Genomic DNA, 26828 nt, shown 5'->3' with positions numbered 1-26828 from the left:
TAAAGTTTTTCAGCTATTTATCTCATATTTTTAATAAATTACATACATAATATGCAACACGTTTGCGGTATCCTTTCCCTAACTTCTCTACCATTTTCACTGTAATCCCTTATATACCAAGGGTTTAGGTACTTTTCTATTTATTTTTATACATATTACCCAACTTGCAACACGTTTGCGGTATGCATACCCTTATTTTTCTCACACGATGCAACACTGTTTGCGGTATCCTTTCCCTACTTTCATTCTATAAATGCCAACAAGTCCTTTTATATCAAGGCTAATTATTACAATTTATTTTTAATGATTGCATTCACTAACTTGCAACACGTTTGCGGTATCCTTTCCCTAACTTCTCTACCATTTTCACTCTAATCCTTTATATACCAAGGGTTTAGGTGCTTTTTCACTTACTTTTATACATACCACACAACTTGCAACACGTTTGCGGTATCCTTAACACAAAAAAAATTCATGAAATTCTCTTATCCCTTGATACAACTAGCTTTATAAGGTGTTGCAAGTTGCTATTTTTCTTCTTAAAGGAGCACCTTTCATCAATTTTCGATTTGCTATAATCAAAATTGGTATATTTTATAGTATTTTGGCATATATTTCTGAATTTGTAGAACGGAGGTGAAAAAGATGGGGAAATCATTTGTGATACGTAATCAACGTAGCTTAAATGGGGAAACAACAAACGCAGTTTTAGTAACACTCAAATCTTGGCAAAAGCTTGTGGAAGCATTTGAAGAGAAGTACTACAGTTATAAAGATACTTATTTAGAAGATATTCTACAGCACATGACATACGAAGATCGCATTGCTGACGTAGAAGGCTTTGTTGAAAAAGCTAAACCATCTTTTTCACGTCGCGCAATGTCTGCACTTGCAGAAAAAACTGGAAGAAATCATAAATTATACGGCATCACGAATGCTGATCTTGAAGTGTTCTTATATCTACATAAGAAATGCTTTACTAATGGTGTTATTCCCAATGTAACCATACATATGATGTGGGAAGATTACAAGCAATATAAAGAAGAGCTTGCATACATTCAGCATTCTCAATTCTATATCGCTTTGAAAAAGTTAAGCTTACATAACATTATCTCTATTGAAAATGGCTTAGATAGCCGATATACAATCAAACTAACTCATTTTATGAACGAGGAAACAGAAAAAGCAAATCCATACGTATATATTAGTCCTGTTGTATTTACAAAGGCTTTCTTTAAACTATCTGTAGCAGCTAAGAAATTATTCTTAGACATTGCGATGCAACAACATACGGAAACAACATTAAAGCGTTCTTTGGACAAGCAGGACGAAAGAGGAAACAAAACTCACTTCGGTGGGATGTATCGTTTCTTACATAAAAAATATCCGCATCAGATTCGTGCGGTTATCGAGGAATTAACAACTGCATTACCATGTACGGGGAATCCCCTATTCAAAATTTGCAAAATGCAAAAAGGTGTAAAGCATACAAAACGATATACAACATTATATCTGTCTATCCATTCAGACTTCTTATGTTCGAAAGAAGCTGGAGAAGAACAACATAGAGATCCATTTACACCAAAAGTTACCTATGCTCGAAAAGCGAAATTTATCGAAGCAGTCCTACAAGAGATGAATATCGGTGAATTGTCTGCAGACATGAATAAATTCATTCATGTATTAAAGCATACTTGTCATCGTCAAATTCGCAGTGTAATCCGCGGACTACGTGACATGGTTGATCGAAAAGAAGGATATCCAACGAAAATTGTATATACATTGAAGAAACTATTGCATCAAACATCTCAATATCAAATTCTCGATACAGCGGCAAAAGAAGGTATCTACCCTCTTATTGCGCAGCATATACCAAAAGAAAGAAATAGTGACCGTGAGCAAGCTGTCTTTAATTTCGGTTTACATTATTCTATGTACTCTCTTCACAACATTAAGAAGATGTTTAAGAATGTGCATTCACTACTGAAGCAGAAGTTTGCGGTACCAGTGACGGAAGAGTCTTATCACCGTAATTATCTAAAATACCAGGAAGAAACGTTATTTAGAAAATATGCATATGATCAGGGCGTTAATCTCCATGCATATATCGCTTTAGAAATTGAAATGCGTGAAAAACTAAAAGTTCGTGGCCATAAAGAACGCACGATTCCAAGTGATGTACGTGAATGGTTTATCGAGGCAATTGATAAGCTGCCACAAGAAAAACTTCGTGTTATTGAACTACCAAAGCAGTTTAATTTACTAGAGTTTATGCGTACCTTCGAACGTTTAGTACGTGCTGGAATAACAATAACAACTCCAGATCAGGTGCTAACCGCAATGGAAATAAAATAATAGTAATGAGCTCTCTATTTTTGAAAAAATCGAAAGTAGAGGGCTGTTCGTGTTTGTATAATTAGTAATCCATTTCTGCTACTCTACTTATAAATACCAAATCGAAAGGACTTCATATAAAATGGAGTCCTTTTTTATGCACTTCTATACAAATTCAATTCTAGCAATATATAACTCTCCACATAATACTAGGGAGTATTCTTCTAATGTATTAAAACCTATCTCATAATACCTACAAAAAATCAAAAGGAAAATTATAAAAATAGTGGATATGCGGACAAATATGGTTCATTGTGAATATAATCTTTCTAAAACCATTGTAATTACTAATGTTGTTGCATTTATCTAATAAAAATCATCAATAATAATGTGAGTTATGTGTAAATGCTGAGTTATGTTAGCAAATAGCAGCCTAATCTGGATAAAATGTGGGTAATTGAACGCTAGATACTGCTGTATTTAACAAAATAAAGAAAATAAAGCCTATTTCCACAGTTGGATAAATATAAAGTCATTTGCATCAATTCCTTTCCGATTTCATGTAGAAATATGTGATTCTCTTTATGCTTTTTTGTAGAATTGATAGTCTAATAATTATTGAATTTCCGGATACATTTTCTACTATTTATGATTTTTTACGTTCCAACATCAAATTTTCCCTTGTAGCAGTAGATCTTTCCCCTATTTTTGATAACCTATAATAGTTTTATCTTTATTTCTTTTTAATATATAAGATATATATTTATAATAGATTTTTAATACAGCTAGTATGCTTGTTAATAAGATGTCAGACCTAATTGAAAATATTTGTAAAATCCGTTATAATAATGGTAATTAAACATATCATTACTCCCATGTAAAAGGACAAATCTACGAATCCTTATTAGGACGAGATTTGTCTTTTTTTCATTGAAAATAAAAAACAACATATCAAAAAGGAAAAGGGTTGTTTGTCCGTTTTCCTTTTTGATATGCCAGCAACCGAGCGTAGCAAAGGGCGGTAGCAGGTCTTTCACTTATTTTTTGTTATAATATATGATAAGAATTTAGGTGATTATAATGAACAAGGGTATTAGTTTAGAAGTAGTATTAGAAGCTGAAAAAATCCTACATATCAAATCATGAATTGAACTACCTAAAGAAAATTATTAGGAGTATTTCTATAAGCTAGAAAACAAGGCACAGAATATGGCGGTTCTTAAATAAATTGAACATATCTATACTTCAGTAGATAATTTGCACCTCTCCGTATTTCCTGACCAATCACTAAGTGATAAGGGTTTTATTATCGAAGCAGAAAAAAACTATTAAAACAAACTATCCTTTCAACAAAAGGATTAACAGAAAGATAAGTTAAATATCGCCCTCTTATTATGGATAGAAACGCTTTTATAATAGATTTAGTAGTAAACTAGGGGTTGTCCTTACAAGAGCTTGTATGGCCTAATATGAGCCATATACAGCTTGCTCTTTAATTGTTCCAGGAGAAAATGGAGTAACTAGGTCTGTTTCCTTAACTAAGGAAGATACAAAGCATCTTTACAAATACTATACAACTATTCCTGAACATGTAAGGCTTAGACGGTTTACAGATAATCCTTTGTTTATAGCATTTAATTTTAATCAGGGAACATATCGTTGAATTTACGAAAAAGATGTGCCAAAGGCTTTGTCTGAGGTTGCAATACAAAAGATGATACGACTTGAATTAAAACGTGAAGGGTTGAATATACGTATCTTGGCGCAGCAAATACGAAATACATTCATTGTTTGTCTTATTAGGCAAGGAACTTAATTACTGTTATGACGAGAGGTTTAGAAGTGTATAAACAAGCGATTAGCTTCTTATTTATCTGTATTAGCCTAGATACTTTGTAATGTCAGTGAGATATCAGCCATCATAGACGTGTTTCTACTCCAACCTAGGAAGCCAAGATATCAATAGGTTTTGTACGGTTCTCTAACAGAATCTCAGCAATTGTATTACATAATAGTGTCAACGGACTATCTTTTCCCCACTGTAACCTACAAAACAACAATCTCGAGATAAATAGACTTTTTTCATTTCCTCTTTAATTTCTCTATAAGTATTCATCATTATATAACTTGCCCCTTCTTTTTTACATAGAAAAAGAGAGTCCCTTGCTATAGGAACCCTCTCTTATGTATATCCTCTATTTTTAATCAATCACAATTTCATGTATATTTAGCTTGTTTAATTTTTCATTATAGAAACTCATTACTTTTTGAGCATGTTGAGCCATTAATCCATCTTGGACAATAAGTGCTTCAAAATACGGATAACGAATGTCTGTAACATAACCATTCAGCTTCACGTATTGTTCTAAAATCAATGAGAACTCCTCAACTAATTTACGACAAGATTTGTGCAGCAGTGAACTACCCGCCACTTAACGCCCTAACGGACTGTTTGAAGTGGGGGCTTCTCGGTTAGTCGTTACTTTTGGTAGCTAACGAATTCGTCCTAAGACAGCCGAGCTAACTCCCTTGTTCCAAGGGTTATTTTATTGCTATCTATGCTAACGCCAATAGGCGTATTGCTTCATTTTTGATATTGATAGCTGCGTTATAATCTCTATCGAGATTTACACCGCATATACAAGAATAGACTCGCTCAGACAATGACATATTTTTCACATTTCCACAACTGCTACATGTTTTTGTGGAAGGAAACCATTTGTCTATTTTCACAAGCTGTTTGCCTTGTTCATGTAGTTTATAAGCTAAGAAAGAAGTGAATATACCCCAAGCATTATCAGCGACGCTTTTTCCAAAATGAAGTGCTTGCAATATTCCCTTCATATTTAGATCTTCAATAGCTACAACATCAAAATGAGTAGCTAACTCTTTAGACTTATGATGAAGGAAGTTCTTACGTTGGTTTGCTACTTTTTCATGCAGCTTAGCTACACGGATACGTTGTTTATTCCAACGCCCTGAACCTTTTGTACGTCTTGATAATACTCGTTGAGCCTTTGCTAATCGGTCTAACATTTCACGATAGAACTTAGGATAATTGGCTCTCTCATCCTCAGAACTGACGTATAATTGATCCATCGCAAAGTCTAATCCAACAACTGTTTCTACTTCTTTTTGTACGATCTCTTTTTCGTATTCAGTCAAAATGGACACATAGTATTTACCAGTAGGTGTCATAGAAATCGTACATGACTTGATTATATGGCCTTGTGGTATTTCTCTATGCTGTTTGATACGTACCATTTTCAGTTTTGGCAATTTGATATGACCGTTAAGCAACATAATATTTCCGTTCACTACATTCGTTGTATAAGACTTTCTGTCTTTTTTGCTTTTGAATGTTGGGAAGTCATTTTGACCACTAAAGAAATTTTTATAGGCAGTTTGCAAGTTTAGTTGAGCATTTGCCAAAGCTAATGAATCAACTTCTTTTAACCACTCAAATTCTGCTTTGTATTTCGCAGGAGTGGGAAGCTTTTGTTTCTTTAGTTGATTCTTATCATCTTTATGTTTTTCATACGCTTCTTTCCGTTCAGCTAACATTCTGTTATACACGAAACGTACACAACCGAAAGTTTTACGCATAAGATGTGCTTGGTCTTTTGTTGGATACAAACGGAATTTATATGCTTTATTCTGCTTTGTCATATCATTTCACCTCACTTTTCACTTTGATTTTCAATATATGTTTTTACTACGTCTATTGGCGAACCACCAGTAGTTAGCAAGCAAAAACTTCTTGACCAAAACATCTCTTTCCAAAGTTTCTTTTTCACTTGTGGAAAGTCTCTTTTAATAAGTCGAGAACTTGCACTTTTATAAGCATTGATGAATTTTGTCATTTCTGTATTAGGGTGTGCCTTGAACAAAATATGAACGTGGTCTACATCATGATTCCATTCAACTAACGTGATGTTATAGTTTTCAGATAGTCGAACAAACATATCTTTTGCATAGTCTGACATATCATCATCAAACACATTTCTTCTGTATTTCACGACCAACACAAGGTGATAATATAACAAGAATACTGAATGGTTATTACTATCTAATTTCATTTATATACCAGCCCTTATAATTTATAAGACTGATTATATCAGAGGCAAAATAAAAAGGAAAACCTTTTGGCTACGCCAAACCGAAATTCATCTCCCACCTACCGTTGGGCTACGCCCTTCACACGCTTGAGGAAGGAGAATTCTTTCCGGAAATTTGTTAAAAGGTTATGAGTTTTAGGGGCTGTTCTACCGTTTAGTGTAAGAAATCCTTTTAGAGGTTTCCCAACACATTGTTGACTATGGTAACAAATAACTGAGGCAGGGAAAGGTTTCATGTGAGCTAAGTACCTAGCAGAATCTAAATTAGATTTTGCAATGAATAGCCACTCTTCTAGATCCTCAGTATTTTTCATATAAAACTTGCCCCCTTAGTGCAATTTTGTATTCCATGGTTACATTACGGTTAGCACGTTCTTGAAACTCTTCAGGTCCATATACTAAAAGATCAACTGGTGTTTCCATCACATCGTAAATACCCCAATTGATAAGATTAATCACTTCTCTTTTTCTTGATCCTACACCATCCACAATAATACAAAGATCAAAATCACTATCTTTATTTGGTGTGCCACAAGCATGAGAGCCAAAAAGGATAATTTTTTGGACAGAAGATACGGTTTCACAAATTTTTTGTACTAATAGGTTTAGCTCTCTTTGTACTTCCTCGTTAATCCAAATCACCCCTCAGAAAATAGAATTATATTGACGTTTAAGTATATTATACATGCGCTTCTCTTCTCCTTACTATTACATATTTATTTTCATATTGTGCCCTTGTTTCCCAACGGCCTCCAATGCCTAATAACATTTGTAAATCTTCTTGAAGTCTTGTTAGAACCCATCATCACAGATATCTTATTCCTTAACTTGGTGAAGGACGAAAGTCCAAAGGTAAGTGAAAGTTAAATTAGGGGTTACTTGTAATAGAATGGTCTGTTCCTCTGTAGTTGTATATGAAGCAATGTTCTGTATGTAAATACCTCTAAAGACCACCTTTCCAGTGGTCTTTAGAGGTACTCTGCAATTTAAGTTTTTTAGAAAGCTTTTGTTTTTAATAATAGTACCTTGGAGGTAGTGGCTGTGGATTAAGTTCTACAAAAGTACAAGGAGGTAGTGGTTGCGGGTTGAGCTGTACAAAATTATCCCATGACCCATATGGAATATGCTGCATAGGATTTGGTGTAAATGATGTATATACCTGTAGATGACAACACGGAACTATATGCATTAATATTTCATCTCCTTCAAAATAATAATTCGTTCATGACAATTTATGTATTTTAGATTTAAGTAAAGTAGTAATACTGCCTAATTTTTAAAAATAGTTAAATCCAATTTACTAGAACAAAAATACATTCATGCAATGAGTATATAATTGGGTAAGAGGGGATATTTTATGGGATTTGAACCAAAAGAAACAGTCTTATAAATTGCTGAAGCGGATAATAACCGCTTAACTAAAACATACTTTGATCCAGGCTGGATTGTATTCAACAGTAGTACTGGGGATAAAAGTGATGTTCTTATATCTAACATTACTGGTACAGTTATGCTAAATTCTGATAAGGGTAATCAAGTTAGTTTATCATGCATCCTAAATAACAACATGACCCTCTTGGGGAAGCAGTGTGGAATACGGTTTTTCAGATTCTTTATTTAACCAAAGATGGAGGGTTCCTTACTGAATGGCGGGATATTGTATCACCTGATTGTAGGTTAAAGAACTATACTGTCACGCACACGTGGACTATTCCACGCAATATTTATGATGACTTTGGGCAAATTCGTACTTTTCTTAGTACCTCCTCAGCACCTTGGTATCCTTGTCCTAGGTAACAAAAATTATTAGTCAAATTATAAGAAATAGGATGTCTCAATTTTAAATTATTGGCTTTTATCGCTAAAAATTTAATAAACTGTCATCTAAAAAGAAACTCTAGTTTAGCCAATAATTCGTATAGGGTGCAGTTTCTATTTCATTTACAATATTTATTATACATGCTTCTCTACAGTGTAATAAAAAAGACATTGAACAAATACGTTTAATGTCTTTTTCCCTCTAATATACTTGCCTTGTTTATCTTGTATTTATATACCAAGTAACTGCTTCTTTTTGGCGTTAAACTCATCTTCTGTAATAACACCCATATCGCACAGCTCTTTGAATTTCTTTAATTCGTCTGCTGTTGATATTGGAGCAGATACTTCTTGTGGTTGAGCTTCAGTAGGTTTGCTTTTTAAAGCATCTAGAACTTGATGAATATGATTATTAATGGATTTTGCTGAATCTTTATCTAACGCAACTTTGATCTTTTCTTGCGGAGTATCAATTGTTAGAAAGCCGAACAACATCCCTGTTTCAAAAGATATATCATTTATCTTTTCATGATCTACTGCTTTGAATTTTTCACCAGCCATTGTTTTTTGTCCGAACATAATGCGTTTATTAGTTATGGCGTAGGCATAATTACCATCATGCTTTGTTGTAGATTGATAATCATGCATTCCGATATAAGTCATATGAATTTTTTCGCCATTCATCAAGTTATCTTCTAGTCCTTGAAGTGTTTTACACCCCACTTTTCATTAAAGCCAGAACCGAATTTATTATCTATACAGAATTGATACATTCCTTCAGCGCATGACAATGGATCCTCAGCAAGTTTTGCTATCTTTGCATCGATTGTAGCTTTCAATTCTTCGATAGTGTCCGTACTTACACTTACAACACCCAAGCCACCTGCTTTATGAAAGCAATCTGGGCATAGCCATGCATCAGATTTTAGTATTTTATAACGATTTAAACCAACCTTTTTATCACAAACAACACATACTATCTTTTAAAAAAAACCCATAATTCTTCCTCCAGTTATATATATCGAATAGTAGCAAACAAACCTAGAATTATACGAAATATTATAATTTATAAATATAAGTATAACACACCTAAAATACTATAGAATGCCAAACAAAACCTTAAACATTTGTTCCACTATAGTTTAAAAAGAAAAAAGACATTGAAACAAACTGTTCAATGTCTTTTTTCTTTTTAAATGTTTGTATACTCAAAGTATAATTTTTCTGGTTTTCCATACATGTTAATTTCATTTTGATATACGACAGCTAATGGCTGAGACATCTCAATGCTTTCCACATAGGATAATGAAGCAGTTGCTTCTATTTTTTCTTTAATCTCATTAGGAATGTCTGAGTAAGATAAATTATTCATTTTACTTCCTAGTTTAGTATCTGTAGCAGCTTCATAATAAATTTCGGTAATTAAGACTTCATTATCATCTGGATCATATATGTATCCTCGATTAACTGTAATCATATTATATAACTCCTCTCAAGTTTCATATTCTAATTTCTTGTGCTTTTAGCATTGCAACAAGTACTTTACATATTTAGATTCCCTTATTCTTCTCTTTCGAATGCCATTATGAATTAATACTTATTATCTTACTTCATCGTAAACTGTTGGAATTTCCAACAGTATAAAGGAGCGATAAAGGTTTGATTTTATAGATAGTAAGTTCATAACTTTTAACGTGGTAATTAATTTTTTTCTTTTGAAAGTTTTAAATCATTTCCCCTATTGATAATGTTGACTTATCTAAAGTAATTGCATGTTCATATTTCATCATAAATATCCTCTTTTTTAAATAAAAGGCACGAAATATGTGCGTTTAATCCATATTTTTTTATCGTTTTCCGACAGAAGACTCCTTCCTCAAAAATGTGAAGGTGTGAAACACCAATTTTAGGTGGGAGATGAATGTCGGTTGGCATAAGCCAACATATTTGCTATCATTTACTTGTACAGGTTGCTCTTCGAAAACTGAAGATATGAGGTTGGTTGCAGAAAAACGTTGCAACCGTAAAATCTTCAACGTTCTATCGCCCCACGCTTCTCAAAATTGCGAAAACCAAGCTAAAGTAGGTAGTGTGGTGGGTCAGCGTACAAGATACTTATGTTCTCACCGTAGGGACTGCGGGTAGAGCCTGCTAAGATAACTCGCGGATGCATCGGTGTTCGCAGGAATCTCCCACTTCAAATAGTCCGTTAGGACGTTAAGTGGTGAGTAGTTCAAGCTATACTCTGTAAAAATTCATATAATCTCTCCTCTAAATTAAACAAAAAGCACAAAATATGTGTTTTCTCATTTAGCATACTTTTAGTCCTGAAGATTTATGTATAAGTGATTCCTAACTCGAAGACAACACAAAAAGGACTTCTTCAAGTCGATTAAAATGTGCATAGCAAAATAAGCTATATATACACTAATCGGCTCAAAGAAGCCCTTTCATAATTGAAACAAGAATACAACTTGTTTCTAAAACTCAACCACAACACATAGGGTGTGGGAATAGACGGAATCAATTAAACAATAAATATAGATTTATATTAAACCATTTTTATATTATATTCAATTGTTTTCAATAGAACAGGGATAAGAAGGAAGTTTATATGCAGATCCCACATGTATTGTATAATAATGCCACTGAATCCCCTGCTATAAATCCCCTCTTATATTCAGTCCCTGGAGTTACTTCATGTACTGTATTTCAAAATATAGCTTTTCTGGCTTTTGATTTTGAACTAAATAACAAAGTATTTCCTTAATATTTTTTTCTTCTACTTCAACACTTTCCATATAGGTCATACTTTCGTTTTCCTGGACCTTTTGAAAAATAGCAACAGGTACTTTAACTGCATCAAATACACCCATTTTACTGCCTAACTTTTTTTCTGATGTACCATCATAGAAAATTTCATTTACTATTACCTCATTATCATCAGGATCGTACATGTACCCTCTTTGTATACGTAGCAATATAGTACTCCTTTCTTTTATATTCCTCCAATGAAATAACTATATTTGTATATAATGTTATTTTATTAACAGGTGTCAAAGAATATTATTTCGCAAAATCCTTGCTTTGTATAGGGGTAGATACAGGATTATTAATTTTGTTAAGTTTTTTTGAATATTCCAAGCTAAGTATAAAATAAACAAGCCACCCTTGAAGCGAAAGCTTGTAAGGTGGCTTAGTTTTCTATAAATAACTTTGTATCTAATTGTTTGATCTCCCCTTCTGCAAGAGGTTGATAAAAAGCGTGTTGTAATCCTTGAAAATGTAAAGATTCCCCTATGCATAACAATACTTTACCAGGAATTAAATCAAGTAATAGTTCATTATTAATTTGCTTTGCTTGTTTTTTAGTAGAAACATAAATAACTAAGATTGTAGGGTTATTCCCTAAGTCTTGCATAATAACATCTTTTCCTGACTCTACAAAAGTCTGCCATCTAGCAATTATTCGTTTTAATCGATTCTTTTGATCAGATAATAAGGTGGAGTATACAACAAAGTTAAATTTACGTTCTTTTCCTCCATTTACTATAAAACTTAAAGAAGGGGTAAAAACCCCTTTACTAATAGATGGATGCATAATATGACCTAAAAATGAAGGAGCGTAGCGTAAATGACAAAGTAGGTCTATGTCATGCCAATAACGCAGGTGAACATATTTACCATGATTGTCAAGACGCTCTGGGGCAAAGAAGAACATATTTCCTTGCCAGTATTTTAGTAGTTTAAATCCATTATTGGATAAGGTATATGTTTCTTCAAAGATTTCCATATCAAAAATTTCTACTTGCCATTTTTCGATAAATTGATAGTAAAGTAATCCTTGAAGTGCATTGTTAATTTTCTTCCGCGAAAATTTATTCTTGAATAGATATAATAAATGATTAAACCGAACGGATGTATGAACACCAATAAAATTGAGTATAGCATATTGTTCCTCTGTTAAAAGCTGCTTAAACTTAACTAATTCGTCATAAGAGTGGAATACATAGGTTTTATCCAAATCATGTATCCGATATATTTGAAGTCCTTGTATATCTTCACTTGATAAATGAGGAATAGAAGGAATATAAGTAGACGTTTGTTTCTCTATTGTACGCATAATCATCCATTAAAATTGGTAAATTGACGAATTAGATTTTTTACTTTGGCCTTGCGGATAATTTAGGATACGTACAGTTCCTCTTCTATTTTTAGCATCAATATTAAGCAGCTCACATGTAACAATTGTTTGGTTTATTGCGTCATCCACGGTTGGATTTGCCAGATTACGACCCTTTAGCCCTTTAAACTGAATACCTGGTGCAACTTCTACGAAAATCCCAGCAATAGCATCTACACCTACAATTTTACCTACAAAGCGGTCACGTCGTTTGTTTAATTCTAATAGTTTTTCCATTGGATCCGTTTCTAGTTTCTTTTTATTTCCTCTAAACTCATAGCGCCCATCCTTTTCCACTACTTTATCGATGATAAGCTCTACAACATCACCAATAATAATATCCGCCGAACGAATGAATGAGACCATTGCGAGTATCTTACTCCTACTGTTACACCATGAACTTCAACCAGAATAGTTTGTGCAGATGGAATATGTCCAGAAACTGTTCCTGTGTATACTTTATTCCCCTCTTGCTCTACTATTTCTTCATATAATTTTCTTTGCAGTGCAAGTTCTCCTGCAGTGATAGATACAACAGCAAAGTTCCCTTCCTCAGTTTTTTGGAAATGCTCAATAATAACGGGTTTTGTTTTACCTATCAGCCATTGAGGATTTTTAGGAATATTTATACCTGCCTCTGTAAGTGGACAATATGCTGTCGTATGAGTACCAATTTGCATTGTGAGCACTTGTATCCGCTCAGATGTCCCGTTTTTAGTTGGGAATAATTTTTCAGATACTACGGTAATTAAGCCTTTCCCTACAGTACGTTCACGTTTCATACGAGCTAATTCTTCTAATTCATGTTCACGTATTCGTTCAAATTGATTGAAAGTTGATTCTATAAAGGTTTGCTCTAGCGTGTTATCCGGTTCAAATACCATCCCTAGCTCTTTTGTAATATGAGTATTTACTTTATCTTCTATCATTATCTTTTCCTCCTAGAACGTAAAAAAGGACACACCTGTACCGTTGGAATGGTACGTAAGGTGTGTCCTTCACGTAAGTCATGTTTTATTTGTATAATTATTAATTAAAATATAACGTTTTTATATGATTTGTGCAAGTTTTATTTTTTGAAAAGTTAAAAGTTAAAATACTATATCTAACCTTTACTCCTATTTTAAGCTAGCTTTTCCCTGAAAATAAAATCTTGAATAAAAAGTTTTTTAGGTTTCTATAGTTATTAATCAAAAAAATCATCTAATTCCTTACTCATTACATTAGATGTATTTTTCTTTTGTTGCTGGTTTTTATTAAGTAGTGAATTCGTATTGTTATACGTATTTTTTGGTTTGGCTTTTAAGCCCTTTTGGCGTTCTTTATAGCTCATATGTTTATATGCAGGCTGCTCTTCATTATTTCTAGTGTTCTCTACCAAATTCTTTTCTAAGTTTTGATGAACAGTAATGCTAATAGATTCGTAAACTTTTGCAACCTCTTCATCAAGTTTATTTTCTTTAGTAGGATTAACTGTTTTTGTAGCTGGTTTCAAATTAGTTTTCATATCTGTTTTTGCTTCCTCTAATACTGTAGTTATAAGTCCCTCTGTTAGAAGCTTTTTTTGCAATGGATCAGTCTCAACAGGAATTCCTAAATGAATTGGGTAATCTATATCCCTTTTGGGTTCCAACATAGTATTAGATACCTCTTTTTTCCGTTTTGCTAGCTCCATATTTTTTTTAGGACTTACAATTTCCATATGTGTCTCCTTTGTTATATTCGGCAGCTTGCCATTCCGTTGTAGGGCATCTTGTAATCTTGAAGCACGTGTATAATCGATTTTAAATGCGTTCTGTAGTGCATGTATAGAAGCATTCCCTGATTCCTTAACAAAGGCCACTACATCATCATATAGGATGTCTTTAAAGAAGCCTGTTTCCTCTTGCTGTGCTTCTGTTTCTTCGTTTGGAATGCTATTTTCTCGTGAAGTCGTATTATCTAAATCTGTATTAGATGAAGGAGTAGTATTGATTTGAGAATCCTTTGATAATATCGACGTACTATTATTGTTTGAAATTAAAACTTTACGAGGGCCATTCCCAGTGTAAGTGCTCACAACCTGATTGTGTTCTAACTTCTCAATAAATTGTACAGCCTTTATATGGCTGATTCTGAATTTTCTTTGCAAAAGAGATGGTGAGATTTGTTGTGATTCGATCACAAATGCCTTAATTTCTTCATACAACTTATTTTCAGTTTCTTCAATAACATGTCCCTGTTGACTGACAGCCGTAGAATAATCAGAAAAAGTTACATTTTCTACGGTGTTTGTTTCATATTCGGACTTGTGTTCTTTATAATTCTCCAACTCTACAATATGTTGCTTCTTATTGTTTGTTTCTATGGAATTATTTTGTCCTATTTTATCACCATGCCTAGGTGGAAATGATTCTATCTGTTTTATATTATTTGCATCTACATGTTTCATAGGATTTGATTTTGCGATAGATTCTTCAATGAGTCGAAGACGTTCGTTTTCCCAATATTGTCCAGACTTAATCTCTACTTGAATGATTGCTTGAGCAAATTCCTCTTTGGGTACAAAGTTACTAGTAATTTGTTGTACAGGTTGTACATGATTGTCTTGTACAATACGCGCAGCACAAATGAAGGCACCTTGTGCCATGATATCTCCTGGTGACATAACGACTTCTTTTAATTTTTGATATGTCGAACCTAAGCGACTAACGGGATTCTCTTGCATAGGAGAAATCCCTTGTTCAGATTCAGATTCTTTAAATTCCTCTGTTTCACCAAACATGTCAGAGAAAATTTTCGCATCATAAGGTGTTACATCACCAAATATCATCTTGTTACGGAACGAACCTAGTAAAGTAAACATATACTGCTCTGTGAAATCCAAAGCTAATTGAGATAGTGTTTGACTTGCAATTGTCAGAATGACTTTATATTTACGAGATTGTGCAGGGAACTCTTTGAACGGGCGCACAACATAATCAGGGAATTCATCCACAATAATATGATGGTATGGTGAAATATTTGGTTCTCTTCGGAATACAGCATTTTGCATACTTAGTAATACGAATTTTCCTAGTACATTAGAAAGATCTGCAAGTTCTCCTTTGGCTGTATTTACTAGTAAAATACCACCTTGCTCTAGGTGAACATCAAAATCAAAATCTGATTTTCCAAATAAAACACGTCGTATTAAAACATTTGAGGCTAAATCTTTTAAGATGTTACGCAAACCTTTTACATATTCTTCTTCCCGGTCATAATGCATTGGTTTTCCACGATATTTTCCAGATTTATAAACGGCCGGTTCCCCTTGGAAACCCGTTTTTTCACGAATGGTATTATCGAACCATTCATCGATACCTTTTATAATCTTATATTCGTTTTTTTGATCACGTGAAGCAACACCACTTTGAACAAAATCATATAATTTTTCTACCTGTACTTTTAATAGTTTGTGCATACGGTGTACACGTTCTACATCGTCGTACATATCTATTAAGTCATCAAAGGTCACATCTTTTTGTGGGTTATGTAGTTTTAATAAATAAATATGTTGCTTAAGGTGGTTCCGTTGTGCTTGTTCAAAGAATGCATTATTAGATTCCGATAGACCCTGGATAACCATTGCAAAAACCTCGGCTACTTTATCAACTGGTCCACGTAAAATATTAATGTTTTTGGTATCAGGGTTTGTGGGATCAATATAATAAATTGAACTTTCAGGAATCTTGTGTGCTTGTACTAACTTAAATACCTTTTGACATAAATCATTACTCGGTTCAATAACAGTTATCCCATTTAAAAATGTTCCTTTTACTTCTTCTGTATCATAATTATTCTTTTTATACGTATTTTCAAACTTATTTATAAAACGTACCATCCAGTGTAAATCTTGATTAATCATTGGAATAATTAAACTAGATGTCTTACCAGAACCAATAGGACCAATAATAATTCCATTTAGGGTTCTATCTTTCCCCTTGATTCGAATCATTTCTTTGTGCTTAATATGAGGACCTATCTCAACATCAGGATATATTTGTTCCTCTTGACTATTAAACCACTTTTGCAACTTATGATTTTTATATTCGTATTTTTGTACCCACTTTAAGATTTCTTCTCTGTAACGGATAATATGGCCACTATACCAAAGAGTAAACAAAATCATAAATACGGTCGGTAAGAATACAAATATCATGGTAAGTGTATGGAAATTTCCTGTTAATACATCCCCTATTGCTTGATATTCACCAAAATTAACATGTTTTGCTTTATTCATAAGATAAGGAATAACTTTCGCATGGATAGGAGTAGTTGCAAACCATAAAAACTGAATATCTACTGCAATATGAGAAGCAATTAAAATTAATAACTTGCCATTTTGAAATTGTAAAGCTGGTATACGGCTGTAGAACCTAAAACTAAATTCTCCTAGTAGCAAAGAGAAAAACATTAAAAATAGTGGTACATATGTAATTTCTATAGGATAAGACGGTGGTTCAAATGCATAGTAGAGTAACTGTATGTAGTTTGCTACACCAAATCCAAATGAAAGGATAAATCCGCTAATTAAGGTGATTGTAGTGTATAATGGTAATCTTTGCTTAGATGTCTCCATAAAGGTTCACCTACTTTTTAAAGACATAGTTGAGCTTTATGGTGTAATGTAAAACGATTATGAAGTTCTGGTTTGTATTGTTCCTTTGATTTTTTTAGAAAGAACTTCGCTGCATCTTCAGTTTGTTTTAAATATAAGTCAATACTATCTCCTTCACACAATTGGTTATATTCTTCTTGAGAAAGTACTGCAATATTTATCTCTAGTTTGTTATTTGTTGCAGTTTTAATTATTACATCGTACCAATAATAATTAGGCTTTCCTGGGATTTTGATATCTTGTAGGGAAACGCAAAATTTAGCTCCCCCTTCTGTAATATGTTTAAGGACTAGTTCTGGAGTTTTAAATGCTTCTCTTGCTGAGAGTACTCCCCCAGTAGTTGTTGCAAATTGTAAGTTCATTGTCATTTTCCACTTCCACCTTTCTCCATACAAAAAAAGGCAAGCGACACCCACTGTAAAAACAGCGTGTGTCGCTTGCCTTAATTTCATATGTTCTGATTTGATTGTAGTTTTGAGTGTTTAGTTCAAACGTTATTCTATCATCTTAAATAATAAAAATCAATAAAATTATATAAAAGTATATAAAAAATAAACGATTAATATAATTCTACAAATTTACGTCTTTTCGGATTAACGTTATTTGCAGTATGTACCATGATCTGTTCATCGGTTGCTATATTTGTATTTTGAATGGATAGAAGTAGTACATTATCGTAAGCATCCATCAGTAGAATATCCCTAGGATTTTCACGTTTAGGATAGATAACTACAAGTGGAACGCCTTCATCTCCATCCCTTCTTGAAAACACGACATCATCTAATCTTGCAATCATTCGGTAATCATTTTCATTTCCAAAAATAAAAAAGAAATCTTGAATAGAATCTTTATCTCTCCTGTATGTTCGTCGAAGGCCACCATCTATTGATTCTTTAAACGTTTGAATTTTTTCGACAAATGTGTAACGCCAATTGACATCTCCTACTGTACGTTGGGATAAAGGAAAAAGAATATCTTGTTCCGAGTTTTGATTATCATCTGTTCCTAGAATGATATCTGAAATAACATCTCCAGCATCTTTCAATGAGCAAATGTGTACATTTAGATTTGGTATATTCATTAATAGTTCATGATACTTCCGCATAGAAAATAATAGATTTTTCATACGTACGTATGGCGGTTCTGCATCTTCTGCAAGGAACATTGATTTGTCGTACATAACAAAGACAACCGTTACATCTTCATTTGTTTTTTTTGTATATTCTATGTACTTCTCAACTTTTTCAACTAAGGTAGAATTGGTTTCTTTACACATATCCATCTCAATATGGATATTTTTATCTTGATATGAAATATGTTCATCAGGAATCAAGGCCAATTGGTTGTCCTCAACTTTCACATTTTTTTTCTGGTAAAAAGAACGAATATCTAATTTATATAATATTTCATTCGTTTGTGTCTTATTTGTAGTCGCTAAAAGAGTACGGATCATGACCTCACGTGAACACATTGTGTGAAAAGAAGTTGCTCTTGAGTAACGTCTTTTTGAACTTTTTTTAGAAATTCTTCCTATTTGCATTAAGAATTCAATTGTCTTTTCTTTTAAGGAAAATAAAGCACGTTTCGTAATACTGTCAGCCTTTTTATCTATTTTTTTAGTTAGCATAGCTCCATATTGTGAGTAACGGTCAAGCTTTGTAAATATGCTAGCTTCTGAACATTCTCTTCCCTCAAATGCACTATATAACTGAGTGATTTGTCTTGTTGTAAGTGCTCTTTTGTAATATAAAACTGTAAAGACAAATATGTCAGCTTCTTTTAAGTGAAAATGTTTTTTGGTACCTGATCTTCTATATTTATACACTTTTTCGGACAATGCATACACCTCTTATATTGAATTGAACTTAACTTAAATACTTATTATTTTTCATATACTATTACATTGATGTGGTAGTTGTAAAATAAGAAAAAATGAATAAGAGATTTTAATCTTTAGAGATACCTCGTTTTGTACATCGAAGTTGAGATGATAACTACTCTTATAAATCTCTTATAAATTATTGATTTATAAGGCCCTATTAAATCCTTTGTTTTGTTAGGACGAGCTACTACTAGACACCTAACAATAGTTATAATGAAATTCCATTTGTAAAATAATGTTATGACGTCCTAACATTTATTAGATAGTAAAAATACCATTTTAATTGATTAAAATTATTCAAGAATTATAAAAAGACTTATTGATAATAAAGAGTAATTTTCTCTATCTTTAACTCGAAATTCAACTTTTTATATGTGATGAAGCGCTCTTTCCAAATTCTGATATTGACTCAATTTAAAATTCCAACTTTTTCTTTTAGTTGTTTTTTATTGTATAGAATCATAAATTCACTTAGACAAATATTATTAATTGTTTCTACCAAATCAAAAATAAGTTAGAAATATGTCTACAGGTACTTAACATATAGGTTTTAGTCACTTGAACTACTTCCCCTTTTACTTCGTTGAGAAGGAGTAATCCTAACTGAAATGATAAAATTAACCAATTGTTAATTTTATGTAAGGTTATAATTGCTATCATCATTCCTACTACATTACAAAAGTTTATATTGTAATGTAAGTATCACTTTGATGTTAATAAGATGAGATCTTACTTTTAATAATCTAGTTTGAACAAATGTTTCTTTTTCATAGTAGTGATGTGGTTGTTAGCCTACTACTTTTAGAATGTCAAATTTGATTTATCTTAGTATTCTCTTTTTAATATGTTGAATATTGAGGGGATTGATGCTGTTCATATGAAATTAACAATCTCTTCTACTTGCTTTCAAGGAATGAATGAAATTGACAAGGAATTGAATTCAAATGAGGAACAGAGGATAATTTTTCTTATAACTTATATAATAATGTGAACTAACAAGTACTAAGTGAAGAACAGTGCATTAACATAACATTAACAATGAGCGGTCTTATAAGTGATAAAACCTGTTAAAACAGCTAGGTAATAAAGAAAACCTTAGTGTGAATTGCTATAAGAATGTTTTGAAATCTCTTTAGTAATATAAATACACACGACTAATATAAGATGTTAGAAAATTGAGAAATCAAATCTGGATTATATAAGCTGTACAAGTACGGTTTATATATAAGTTTTATATAAGAGTCTTATATAAATATTTTTGTTAATTTGATAGGTAATTTTTCGTTTTAATATTGATATAAAAGTATTATTTTATACACCTTATATATAAAACTTATATATAAGGTGTATAAGTTTTTCTTGGATTTTCATGTTAAAAAAATAGGTAATTTTTAATCAGTTTTTTAAAATTTTAATCTGGATTTTTTAATAATCTTTGTTGAAATGTAAATCACATGAAATTTAAGATTGATATAACATGTATACGCATTATATATACGTCGTACATCTAAACCCTTATAATATATAGATTAATTCCAATTTTATTTTTATAAGTCTTATATATAAGACCTTTATATAAGTTTTATTTGTAATGACTTGATATACGACGTGTAATGATGTACTATGTTCCTAGGAATAATTAACCAGTGTTTTAAGGGGGGGACAACTTGAACGAAGTTTTAAGTGAAAAATATCAAACAATCAAGTTTGCAGATGAAGTAGTAAACATGTTTGCTGATATACTTGAACAAGATGAGATACTCTATAGTGTATTTCTATACATAGGAAACATAGTAAATAAACAATTTCAAGAGACGAAGTACATGAGGGGCATATCTATTAATGAAATAGTGGAAAATGTAGTTATTGATAGGAGAGTAAAGAAAAAAAAGGGAAAATCCTATTCATTAGAGGTTGAACGTACAAATATATCTAGACGTTCAGCGGAAATAAGTGTGAGTACGTTATCATCAATGTCTTTAATCTATGAAAAAACCATGCACCCATATAAATTTTTGATCTCAACTTATAGAGGGCAACAAGTACTGATTGAGTTAGGGAAAAGAAAAAAGATAAATAAGGAGAGATAAAATAATGGCAAAAAACTTCTTAAAGAATGAAGTGGCAGTTAAAATGACGATGGTCGGTTTTGGTCAAGCTGGTACTAGAATGGTAGATAAATTTGCGGAATATACACATACAGATGGCACAGCAGTATATAATTGCTTAGCACTAAATAGTAATGATGGAGATCTAGCTGAATTAAAAAATGTACCAAAAAGTAATCAAGTTTCACTGAAATTAGGTGGTTTAGGTAAGAACCCTGAGCGTGCAGTAAAAGTCCTTGATTCAAATGAGGAAGCAAAAGAAAAGCTAAAAGAATTTATTACTGAACGTGTAAGACCTACGGATGAACTTGTTTTATTTTTTGCAGGTTTAGGTGGAGGAACTGGAACTTCTACAATCATTAAGGCCATTGAAGAATTTTCGGCTTTTCATAACAAGCCAGTAATCAGACAAGAATTACAAAAGGTTGCGCAGCTATATCCAATGGCTGAAATTAAGGCGAATCAGGCAAAGTTTGCAAGAATAGCCTTTGAAAATGCTATTGAGCGCAAAGACTTTATTAAAATGGGGATTGTTGTAACTCTTCCCGTCCGAGCGGATGGGCCCGATGTATTACGACAAGTAAATAAATTTTCACAGGAAATTTGGAAATTAGCAAATGATAAATCAAAAGGTGTAGCATTTGTAGTATTTGCTGATAACCAGCATTTTTACGATGAATTTAAGGAATTAAATGAAAATGAGAAAAAAGGTGTCGCTAATTCACGAGATTATGCAAATCAACGTATTAGTGAAATTATTCATGAGTTAAATACCGCTGCTAATGGATCTGGTACATCTGTAATACTGGATTCTCAAGACTTTAAACGTATTTTACTTGAGAAAACGGGCTGTTTAGTAATTAATAAGGTTTCACGTAATATGAATCAAATAGAAAATAGCCATGCAATTATAGAAATGTTTCAAGAATCATTAAGAGGAAGCTCTTTCCATCCCCCAATTGATTTGATGAAGAAGAACGATGATGGTTCAGTTGAAGCATCAAAAGTACATCATTTTGGTATGCTTGCTATCCTAGATGAGCAAAAGAATATTAATGATTCCTTTATGGATGACGCTAAGGTAGAAGTTTCAAATAATTTACCTATAAATGGCACAGTCTTTAATGGATATTTGGTGAGTAAGAATGATTTCTTAGGAAGTGTATATACATTCTATAAAACTGATGCATTACCATCGAGATTATCTAAAGGTTTAGTTGAAGAATTTAATGAGTTTAAAGAAAGACAAAGCCAAATTCAGTATAAAAAGTCTCAAATTAGTACGATTGAAAGTATAGATGAGGATGAGGATTTAGGTTTTGCATTTGGAGATTTTATCGATATGGGTAGTGATGAAGAAAATAATAATGCTGGAGCAAATGAAGATGAAGATCTAGCAGATTTTTTAGATCCAGATAAAATGTTTGGTACTACAAAATAATAAAAAAGTCTGGACTAAGTTCCAGACTTTTTTATTATTCTACTGAATTCATAAGAGATTTTATATGCTCAATAATATTATCTTGTATGTACTGCTCTATGAAGAGTTGTTTTTTACTCAAATCTTCCTCTTTTTTAAACCAGCCTGCTTTTCTAGTACGCTCTTCCTCAGGTTTATTATTCCATAAGCTCTCTGCTTGTTTTCTTAATTCTTGGCGTGCTCTATGTTCAATAATAAAATTATCAAGCCTATCTTGGCGTTGGCGTAATTTTAACGTTTCTACATCTTCTGGTTGTGGTAACTGCTTTAATATACTCTGTACCTTCTCTTCATAATGAGATTCAATATGTTTTATTTTTTCTTCTAACTGTTTAGTTACCATTTTTTCAATAATTTCTGCAGTAGCTTGAAGGTTTAATTCAGTGGATACCTCATTTGTTTGATGTTCTGGTGACACTGGTCTTAAATCAAACTGGTGTGGTAAAAGGTCAATAATTGCATCTAAAGACCATTTCTCATCCCTTTTCTGCTTTATAAATAGAGCAATTTCAAGGTCTAAAGCATTATAGAGTTTTTCATTTGTATTTTGAGTTCTTAAAGTTTCATGAAGTCCCTTTTCTTCTAGGATATTGAACCAATTATAAACTGTATTATGATGACGTCCTACTAGTTTTGAGAATTCTGTTATCCGCCATGCTTTTTCGAAAACATTATCATCTAATATATCATCATCGTTAATTTGATGGTCTTGTTTTTCATTTTTTTGCTCAATCATTGTAACTACCTCCTCAAAAATCAACTCATAAACAACTAATTATAATTAACATGTGAGCTGAAATTAACATGTTAGCTAGTATTTCGATAATATTTGTGAAAATCCCTACCAATCCAGTGAATTACATGAAATATGAAATTAACATGTGAACATATACTTGTTAACAAAACATTAACGTTTAGTATAAAATTCGGTTGAATTAGTAACTTTATTACCAATTTGAAATATATCATTGGTAATGTTTTGTTAATAGGAATATATATTATGTTAGTAGCACTACTGATAGTTGCTATGAGATTAACAAATTAGGCTACTTAATATTAATGATAAGGAAATAAAGCTATTTTGTAAATAAGTTATAAGGATATAATCCAGGTATATAACGGAAAATACACATAGTAACGTCCAAAATGTAATTATCACGTATAAAAACTAGTAAAAAGTAAATAATATTAATGTAGATTTAGTATTGTTCAATAAACAAAACGGTATTTAAGGATATAGGAGCACAATCATAATACTTCGAAGAGGTTCGTTCCTACCCCCTATTTACTTGCTACGGATCTACTTATGTATATTAATTTAGTATAGAATGTACAATTTAAGTTGTATATTGCATGTCATGATAGAAATTTGTATAGTCAGTATCAACAAAATGAACTTTATCGGTATTTAAGAACAAACTGAGCTTGCGAATTGACATTGATATAAAAGGTGACATTGACATGAAACCAATACTAAAACTTTCTTCTAACAACACATAAGCGCCTATTGTTAATGTTTTGTTAACTATAATAGGCATATTAACCCTATGTTTACATGTTGATCTAAAAAGATTATCTTTTAACATGGAATGTGAATCGTAAACGAAGGATTTTATGGGTAATTTTAAGGAAGTTTTTAAGATACTAAAGTTTGACTTAGAATACTAAAATAATCCTGGTGGTGTTTTTTGTAGATATCCGATCTCTAGTACATGCTTGCATATAATAATAAGATCATAAATAAGATGATGAGATTGATATGTTAACCGAAATTAGATAAGTACACTTCGAATATCCATAAAGATAACATTGACATGAAATAAAAAATTGCTATGAGATTAATATAACATTAACAAAAACTATTCAAACTAAGGACGGATCATCCTAATTGTTAATGTCATGTTGATCAGAGATAGAAACTACCATCTTGACTTAGAGATGGTAGTTATTCTAATGGGTGTTTATGACTTAAACCTCCTTAAAAAGTTAATAAAAGTATTTGGTAATAAAATATAGCATGCGCTGGTTTGCTAGTTGTTACATCCTATTAACTAATAATAATAAATGTAGATTTACCAAATGGTTTTACGTTAATTCACATCTGAGTACTATCGGATTGATATAATATGTAAAATATCGATATGAAATTCACATCTACACATTTTTATTTCGTTTCATATCAATGTTAATTGATATGTCAATTTCAATCAGGAGTATTAGTATCGGATAATTGTTTATATGACATTAACATGTCCGGGTTATGTGCTTCTTGTGTTAATAAATTAAATAGAGATAGATTTTCTTTGAAACCCTCTTGGTCAAGGAGATTTATAAAAAGTATGGTGTAGCATATTTGAAATTTAGTTATAAATAGCAGTTGTAATGTTCAGGTATATGACTTATTTAGTTGGGCATACTATAAGTATGAGTTTTTTTATGATAAAAAAGTACAGATAATATCTTTACAATCTATAATTATAGATTGTAGTTTTTATAGTATTTGAGTGAAAGAAATGGTTTTGAAATTTAGCTATAATAGAAATGATTTTGTGCGTCATTCAATTTTAAGCATGCGTAAACTAAAAGTCATTTTAATTCATACAAGAAAAACATGTTATGGATATATATTCATTATTAGCATTCCTTTTTGTCTAATAACTAAAATAGGAATCCAAAAGCTATTTTATAATTTTTGTTTGCGAAATATGTAATTAGTAAGTTGGTTTAGGTATGAACTGGCGGGGTTAGTTTAACTTATATTTATCTCTCGATATAGGATTTCATGTCAATGTCAGTTGATGTGTTAATATCAATGAACGTGTTTATACCGCTTGATTGTTTACATAACATTAATATGTATTAGTTGTTTGCTGTTAGTTATGTTATGAGTACTATAAAGATTGTTTTATATCTAAAGTTCTCTAAGGCAAGGGATATATCAAATGAATGTTTTTTACTTTTGAAATTTAGTTGTAAATATAAATCGAAATTTTGGTATGAAAATCCTGTACTTAGATATATTAATAGTGTTACCTGAATTAGGTGGTTAAATGACATATGCAAAAAAAGAAAAAGGTTAATCAATTAGAAGCATTATTTTTGTGAGCTTAATTAATAATTGCGAAGTAGTATTGACATTTAGATATTATAGAGATAATCTTATACATAAGTTTCATTGTTTAAAATTAATATATGAATCGAGAGATATTTAATTCTTGCTAAACGGACACACCGAGGGCATATACCTGCCATTGGTGTGTCTTTTTTTTATTTAATAACTAGAAAATGATAAGGAGAGTATTAAAGAATGAATGAAATTATTAGTGAAAGCAAAAGAAGATTTGATAAATATTGTAAAGATAATCAAGTTTTTGAGGAGAGAATTAATTCTCTTATTAACTACTATTTTTTACTGCTTGCTGATCGTGTAAACATTTTACAAGATAGAGAATTTAATAACGAGGTCGAAGAGAAGCAATTTAAAAGCAGTCTCAAAAGGTTTGAAACATTATTCCCAGCTGCTGCTAAGAATGCATTTCTAAAAGGATATCAGCTTGGTTTAGAGTTTTTCAAACATCCAGAGACAGTGATCCCGGATTCTCTATTTACAAATCCTAATTTTGTACAAGATATTCCTTTTGCAATTGTAAATGCAGCGGAATTTAGTATTTATGAATTAGTTCGAACGGATGAAACACAAGAATTTAGTGTATTTGCTGTTCAAACTTATGAAGGCATTAAACCCATAATGGAGCAAGTAATTTGTGAAATTGCATTGTTTGGTGCGGAAATTTCACTTGAGCATGAGCGTGAGGAAAGAGGACTGAAAGTAGTAGAAGGAAAAACAACTACTTTTACAAATGTTCCAGTAGATCGTTTATTTACAATTACTCCATCTGTAGCTGCTAATGTTGTGCATGCAGACGGCCGCTGTGAAATTTGGAGTCTAAATTGGAATACGAAATTAACTTTAGATAACCCTTTTATTGAATTAGCACAAGTAACCATTGTTTACAAAGACAAGACAGAAATACAAAAAAATCTTCGGGATGGATTTATATATGAACAAAGTTTATTTAGTGAGGTACCGTTAGAAGAAATCGAAGATCGTTTAGAGGTTAGAGTCAAATATAACCTTATTGATAATATGCCATGTAATTTGGATGGATTTGAAATAGAAGCGCTTCTCACCGAACTATTAACAAAAATACAAAATGCAACAAATGTGCCTTTTGAAAACATGCTATTACTTTAAAGCGATTTTCT

Annotated in this window: 14 protein-coding genes and 6 pseudogenes; 5 read left to right on the top strand and 15 right to left on the bottom strand. The window is 31.9% G+C overall.

Annotated features, from left to right (window positions below; genetic code table 11):
- The first annotated feature begins 645 nt into the window (after positions 1-645).
- Together MRP26_RS21300 and MRP26_RS21295 are read left to right on the top strand one after the other, a co-directional pair.
- Entirely contained in the window at positions 646-2355 is a 1710-nt protein-coding gene (locus MRP26_RS21300) for a hypothetical protein (RefSeq protein WP_242806861.1), read from the top strand.
- 1171 nt (positions 2356-3526) lie between these two features.
- Positions 3527-4144: pseudogene (locus MRP26_RS21295) on the top strand (integrase); the annotation flags it as partial.
- A gap of 136 nt (positions 4145-4280) precedes the next feature.
- Here the strand turns inward: MRP26_RS21295 and MRP26_RS30970 are convergent.
- The 14 genes and pseudogenes from MRP26_RS30970 to MRP26_RS21220 all read right to left on the bottom strand — a co-directional run.
- A pseudogene (locus tag MRP26_RS30970) lies at positions 4281-4453 on the bottom strand (phosphoadenosine phosphosulfate reductase family protein); the annotation flags it as partial.
- Positions 4454-4535: 82 nt separating this feature from the next.
- A pseudogene (locus MRP26_RS21290) lies at positions 4536-4751 on the bottom strand (HEPN domain-containing protein); the annotation flags it as partial.
- A gap of 139 nt (positions 4752-4890) precedes the next feature.
- The gene (locus MRP26_RS21285) at positions 4891-6003 is read right to left on the bottom strand and encodes a transposase (RefSeq protein ID WP_242806860.1); all 1113 of its coding nucleotides are present in this window, start codon (positions 6001-6003) and stop codon (positions 4891-4893) included.
- An 11-nt stretch (positions 6004-6014) separates the two neighbouring features.
- Positions 6015-6413: an IS200/IS605-like element ISBth16 family transposase gene (gene tnpA, locus MRP26_RS21280; RefSeq protein WP_000762752.1), complete on the bottom strand. Its 399-nt coding sequence runs from the start codon at positions 6411-6413 to the stop codon at positions 6015-6017.
- A gap of 158 nt (positions 6414-6571) precedes the next feature.
- Positions 6572-6766: pseudogene (locus MRP26_RS21275) on the bottom strand (HEPN domain-containing protein); the annotation flags it as partial.
- Entirely contained in the window at positions 6753-7094 is a 342-nt protein-coding gene (locus tag MRP26_RS21270) for a nucleotidyltransferase domain-containing protein (RefSeq protein ID WP_197241555.1), read from the bottom strand. The gene MRP26_RS21270 and the pseudogene MRP26_RS21275, both read right to left, overlap by 14 nt.
- 1407 nt (positions 7095-8501) lie before the next feature.
- Positions 8502-9250: pseudogene (locus tag MRP26_RS30965) on the bottom strand (PH domain-containing protein).
- Positions 9251-9462: 212 nt separating this feature from the next.
- On the bottom strand, positions 9463-9747 hold the full coding sequence (locus MRP26_RS21250) for a hypothetical protein (RefSeq protein WP_043936475.1): 285 nt from the start codon (positions 9745-9747) through the stop codon (positions 9463-9465).
- Between the two features lie 1216 nt (positions 9748-10963).
- Positions 10964-11251 (bottom strand): hypothetical protein, encoded by a 288-nt coding sequence (locus MRP26_RS21245; protein ID WP_002083359.1) that lies wholly within the window; start codon positions 11249-11251, stop codon positions 10964-10966.
- Positions 11252-11466: 215 nt separating this feature from the next.
- Positions 11467-12393 (bottom strand): hypothetical protein, encoded by a 927-nt coding sequence (locus MRP26_RS21240; RefSeq protein WP_197241642.1) that lies wholly within the window; start codon positions 12391-12393, stop codon positions 11467-11469.
- A gap of 9 nt (positions 12394-12402) precedes the next feature.
- Positions 12403-13382: pseudogene (locus tag MRP26_RS21235) on the bottom strand (RNA-binding protein).
- 257 nt (positions 13383-13639) lie between these two features.
- Positions 13640-17053 (bottom strand): DNA translocase FtsK, encoded by a 3414-nt coding sequence (locus MRP26_RS21230; RefSeq protein ID WP_242806859.1) that lies wholly within the window; start codon positions 17051-17053, stop codon positions 13640-13642.
- A gap of 17 nt (positions 17054-17070) precedes the next feature.
- The gene (locus MRP26_RS21225; RefSeq protein ID WP_242806858.1) at positions 17071-17544 is read right to left on the bottom strand and encodes a hypothetical protein; all 474 of its coding nucleotides are present in this window, start codon (positions 17542-17544) and stop codon (positions 17071-17073) included.
- Between the two features lie 107 nt (positions 17545-17651).
- Positions 17652-18929, bottom strand: coding sequence for a replication-relaxation family protein (locus MRP26_RS21220; protein WP_242806857.1), 1278 nt, complete (start codon positions 18927-18929; stop codon positions 17652-17654).
- 1712 nt (positions 18930-20641) lie between these two features.
- Between MRP26_RS21220 and MRP26_RS21215 the strand changes: the two genes are divergently transcribed.
- Both MRP26_RS21215 and MRP26_RS21210 read left to right on the top strand, forming a co-directional pair.
- Positions 20642-21064: a hypothetical protein gene (locus tag MRP26_RS21215; RefSeq protein WP_001006726.1), complete on the top strand. Its 423-nt coding sequence runs from the start codon at positions 20642-20644 to the stop codon at positions 21062-21064.
- Positions 21065-21068: 4 nt separating this feature from the next.
- Positions 21069-22523, top strand: a complete 1455-nt coding sequence (locus MRP26_RS21210) for an FtsZ/tubulin family protein (protein ID WP_001097036.1) — start codon at positions 21069-21071, stop codon at positions 22521-22523.
- Between the two features lie 34 nt (positions 22524-22557).
- On the opposite strand, the gene MRP26_RS21205 is transcribed toward MRP26_RS21210, so the two are convergent.
- Positions 22558-23298, bottom strand: coding sequence for a MerR family transcriptional regulator (locus MRP26_RS21205; RefSeq protein ID WP_000572537.1), 741 nt, complete (start codon positions 23296-23298; stop codon positions 22558-22560).
- A gap of 2571 nt (positions 23299-25869) precedes the next feature.
- Between MRP26_RS21205 and MRP26_RS21200 the strand changes: the two genes are divergently transcribed.
- A complete protein-coding gene (locus tag MRP26_RS21200; protein WP_197241563.1) occupies positions 25870-26817 on the top strand; it encodes a hypothetical protein in 948 nt (315 codons plus the stop codon).
- Positions 26818-26828: the final 11 nt, after the last annotated feature.

Origin of the sequence: Bacillus sp. CCB-MMP212 (genome assembly GCF_022748145.1) — a bacterium.
Lineage (GTDB): Bacteria > Bacillota > Bacilli > Bacillales > Bacillaceae_G > Bacillus_A > Bacillus_A cereus.
Note: the sequence above shows the minus strand (reverse complement) of the source record. Positions and strands in the feature narration are given on the sequence as shown.

Coding starts and splice junctions, on each gene's coding strand:
- MRP26_RS21300 (WP_242806861.1), top strand. CDS start 646: ATGGGGAAATCATTTGTGATACGTAATCAACGTAGCTTAAATGGGGAA.
- MRP26_RS21285 (WP_242806860.1), bottom strand. CDS start 6,003: ATGACAAAGCAGAATAAAGCATATAAATTCCGTTTGTATCCAACAAAA.
- tnpA (WP_000762752.1), bottom strand. CDS start 6,413: ATGAAATTAGATAGTAATAACCATTCAGTATTCTTGTTATATTATCAC.
- MRP26_RS21250 (WP_043936475.1), bottom strand. CDS start 9,747: ATGATTACAGTTAATCGAGGATACATATATGATCCAGATGATAATGAA.
- MRP26_RS21240 (WP_197241642.1), bottom strand. CDS start 12,393: ATGCGTACAATAGAGAAACAAACGTCTACTTATATTCCTTCTATTCCT.
- MRP26_RS21230 (WP_242806859.1), bottom strand. CDS start 17,053: ATGGAGACATCTAAGCAAAGATTACCATTATACACTACAATCACCTTA.
- MRP26_RS21225 (WP_242806858.1), bottom strand. CDS start 17,544: ATGAAATTAAGGCAAGCGACACACGCTGTTTTTACAGTGGGTGTCGCT.
- MRP26_RS21210 (WP_001097036.1), top strand. CDS start 21,069: ATGGCAAAAAACTTCTTAAAGAATGAAGTGGCAGTTAAAATGACGATG.
- MRP26_RS21205 (WP_000572537.1), bottom strand. CDS start 23,298: ATGATTGAGCAAAAAAATGAAAAACAAGACCATCAAATTAACGATGAT.
- MRP26_RS21200 (WP_197241563.1), top strand. CDS start 25,870: ATGAATGAAATTATTAGTGAAAGCAAAAGAAGATTTGATAAATATTGT.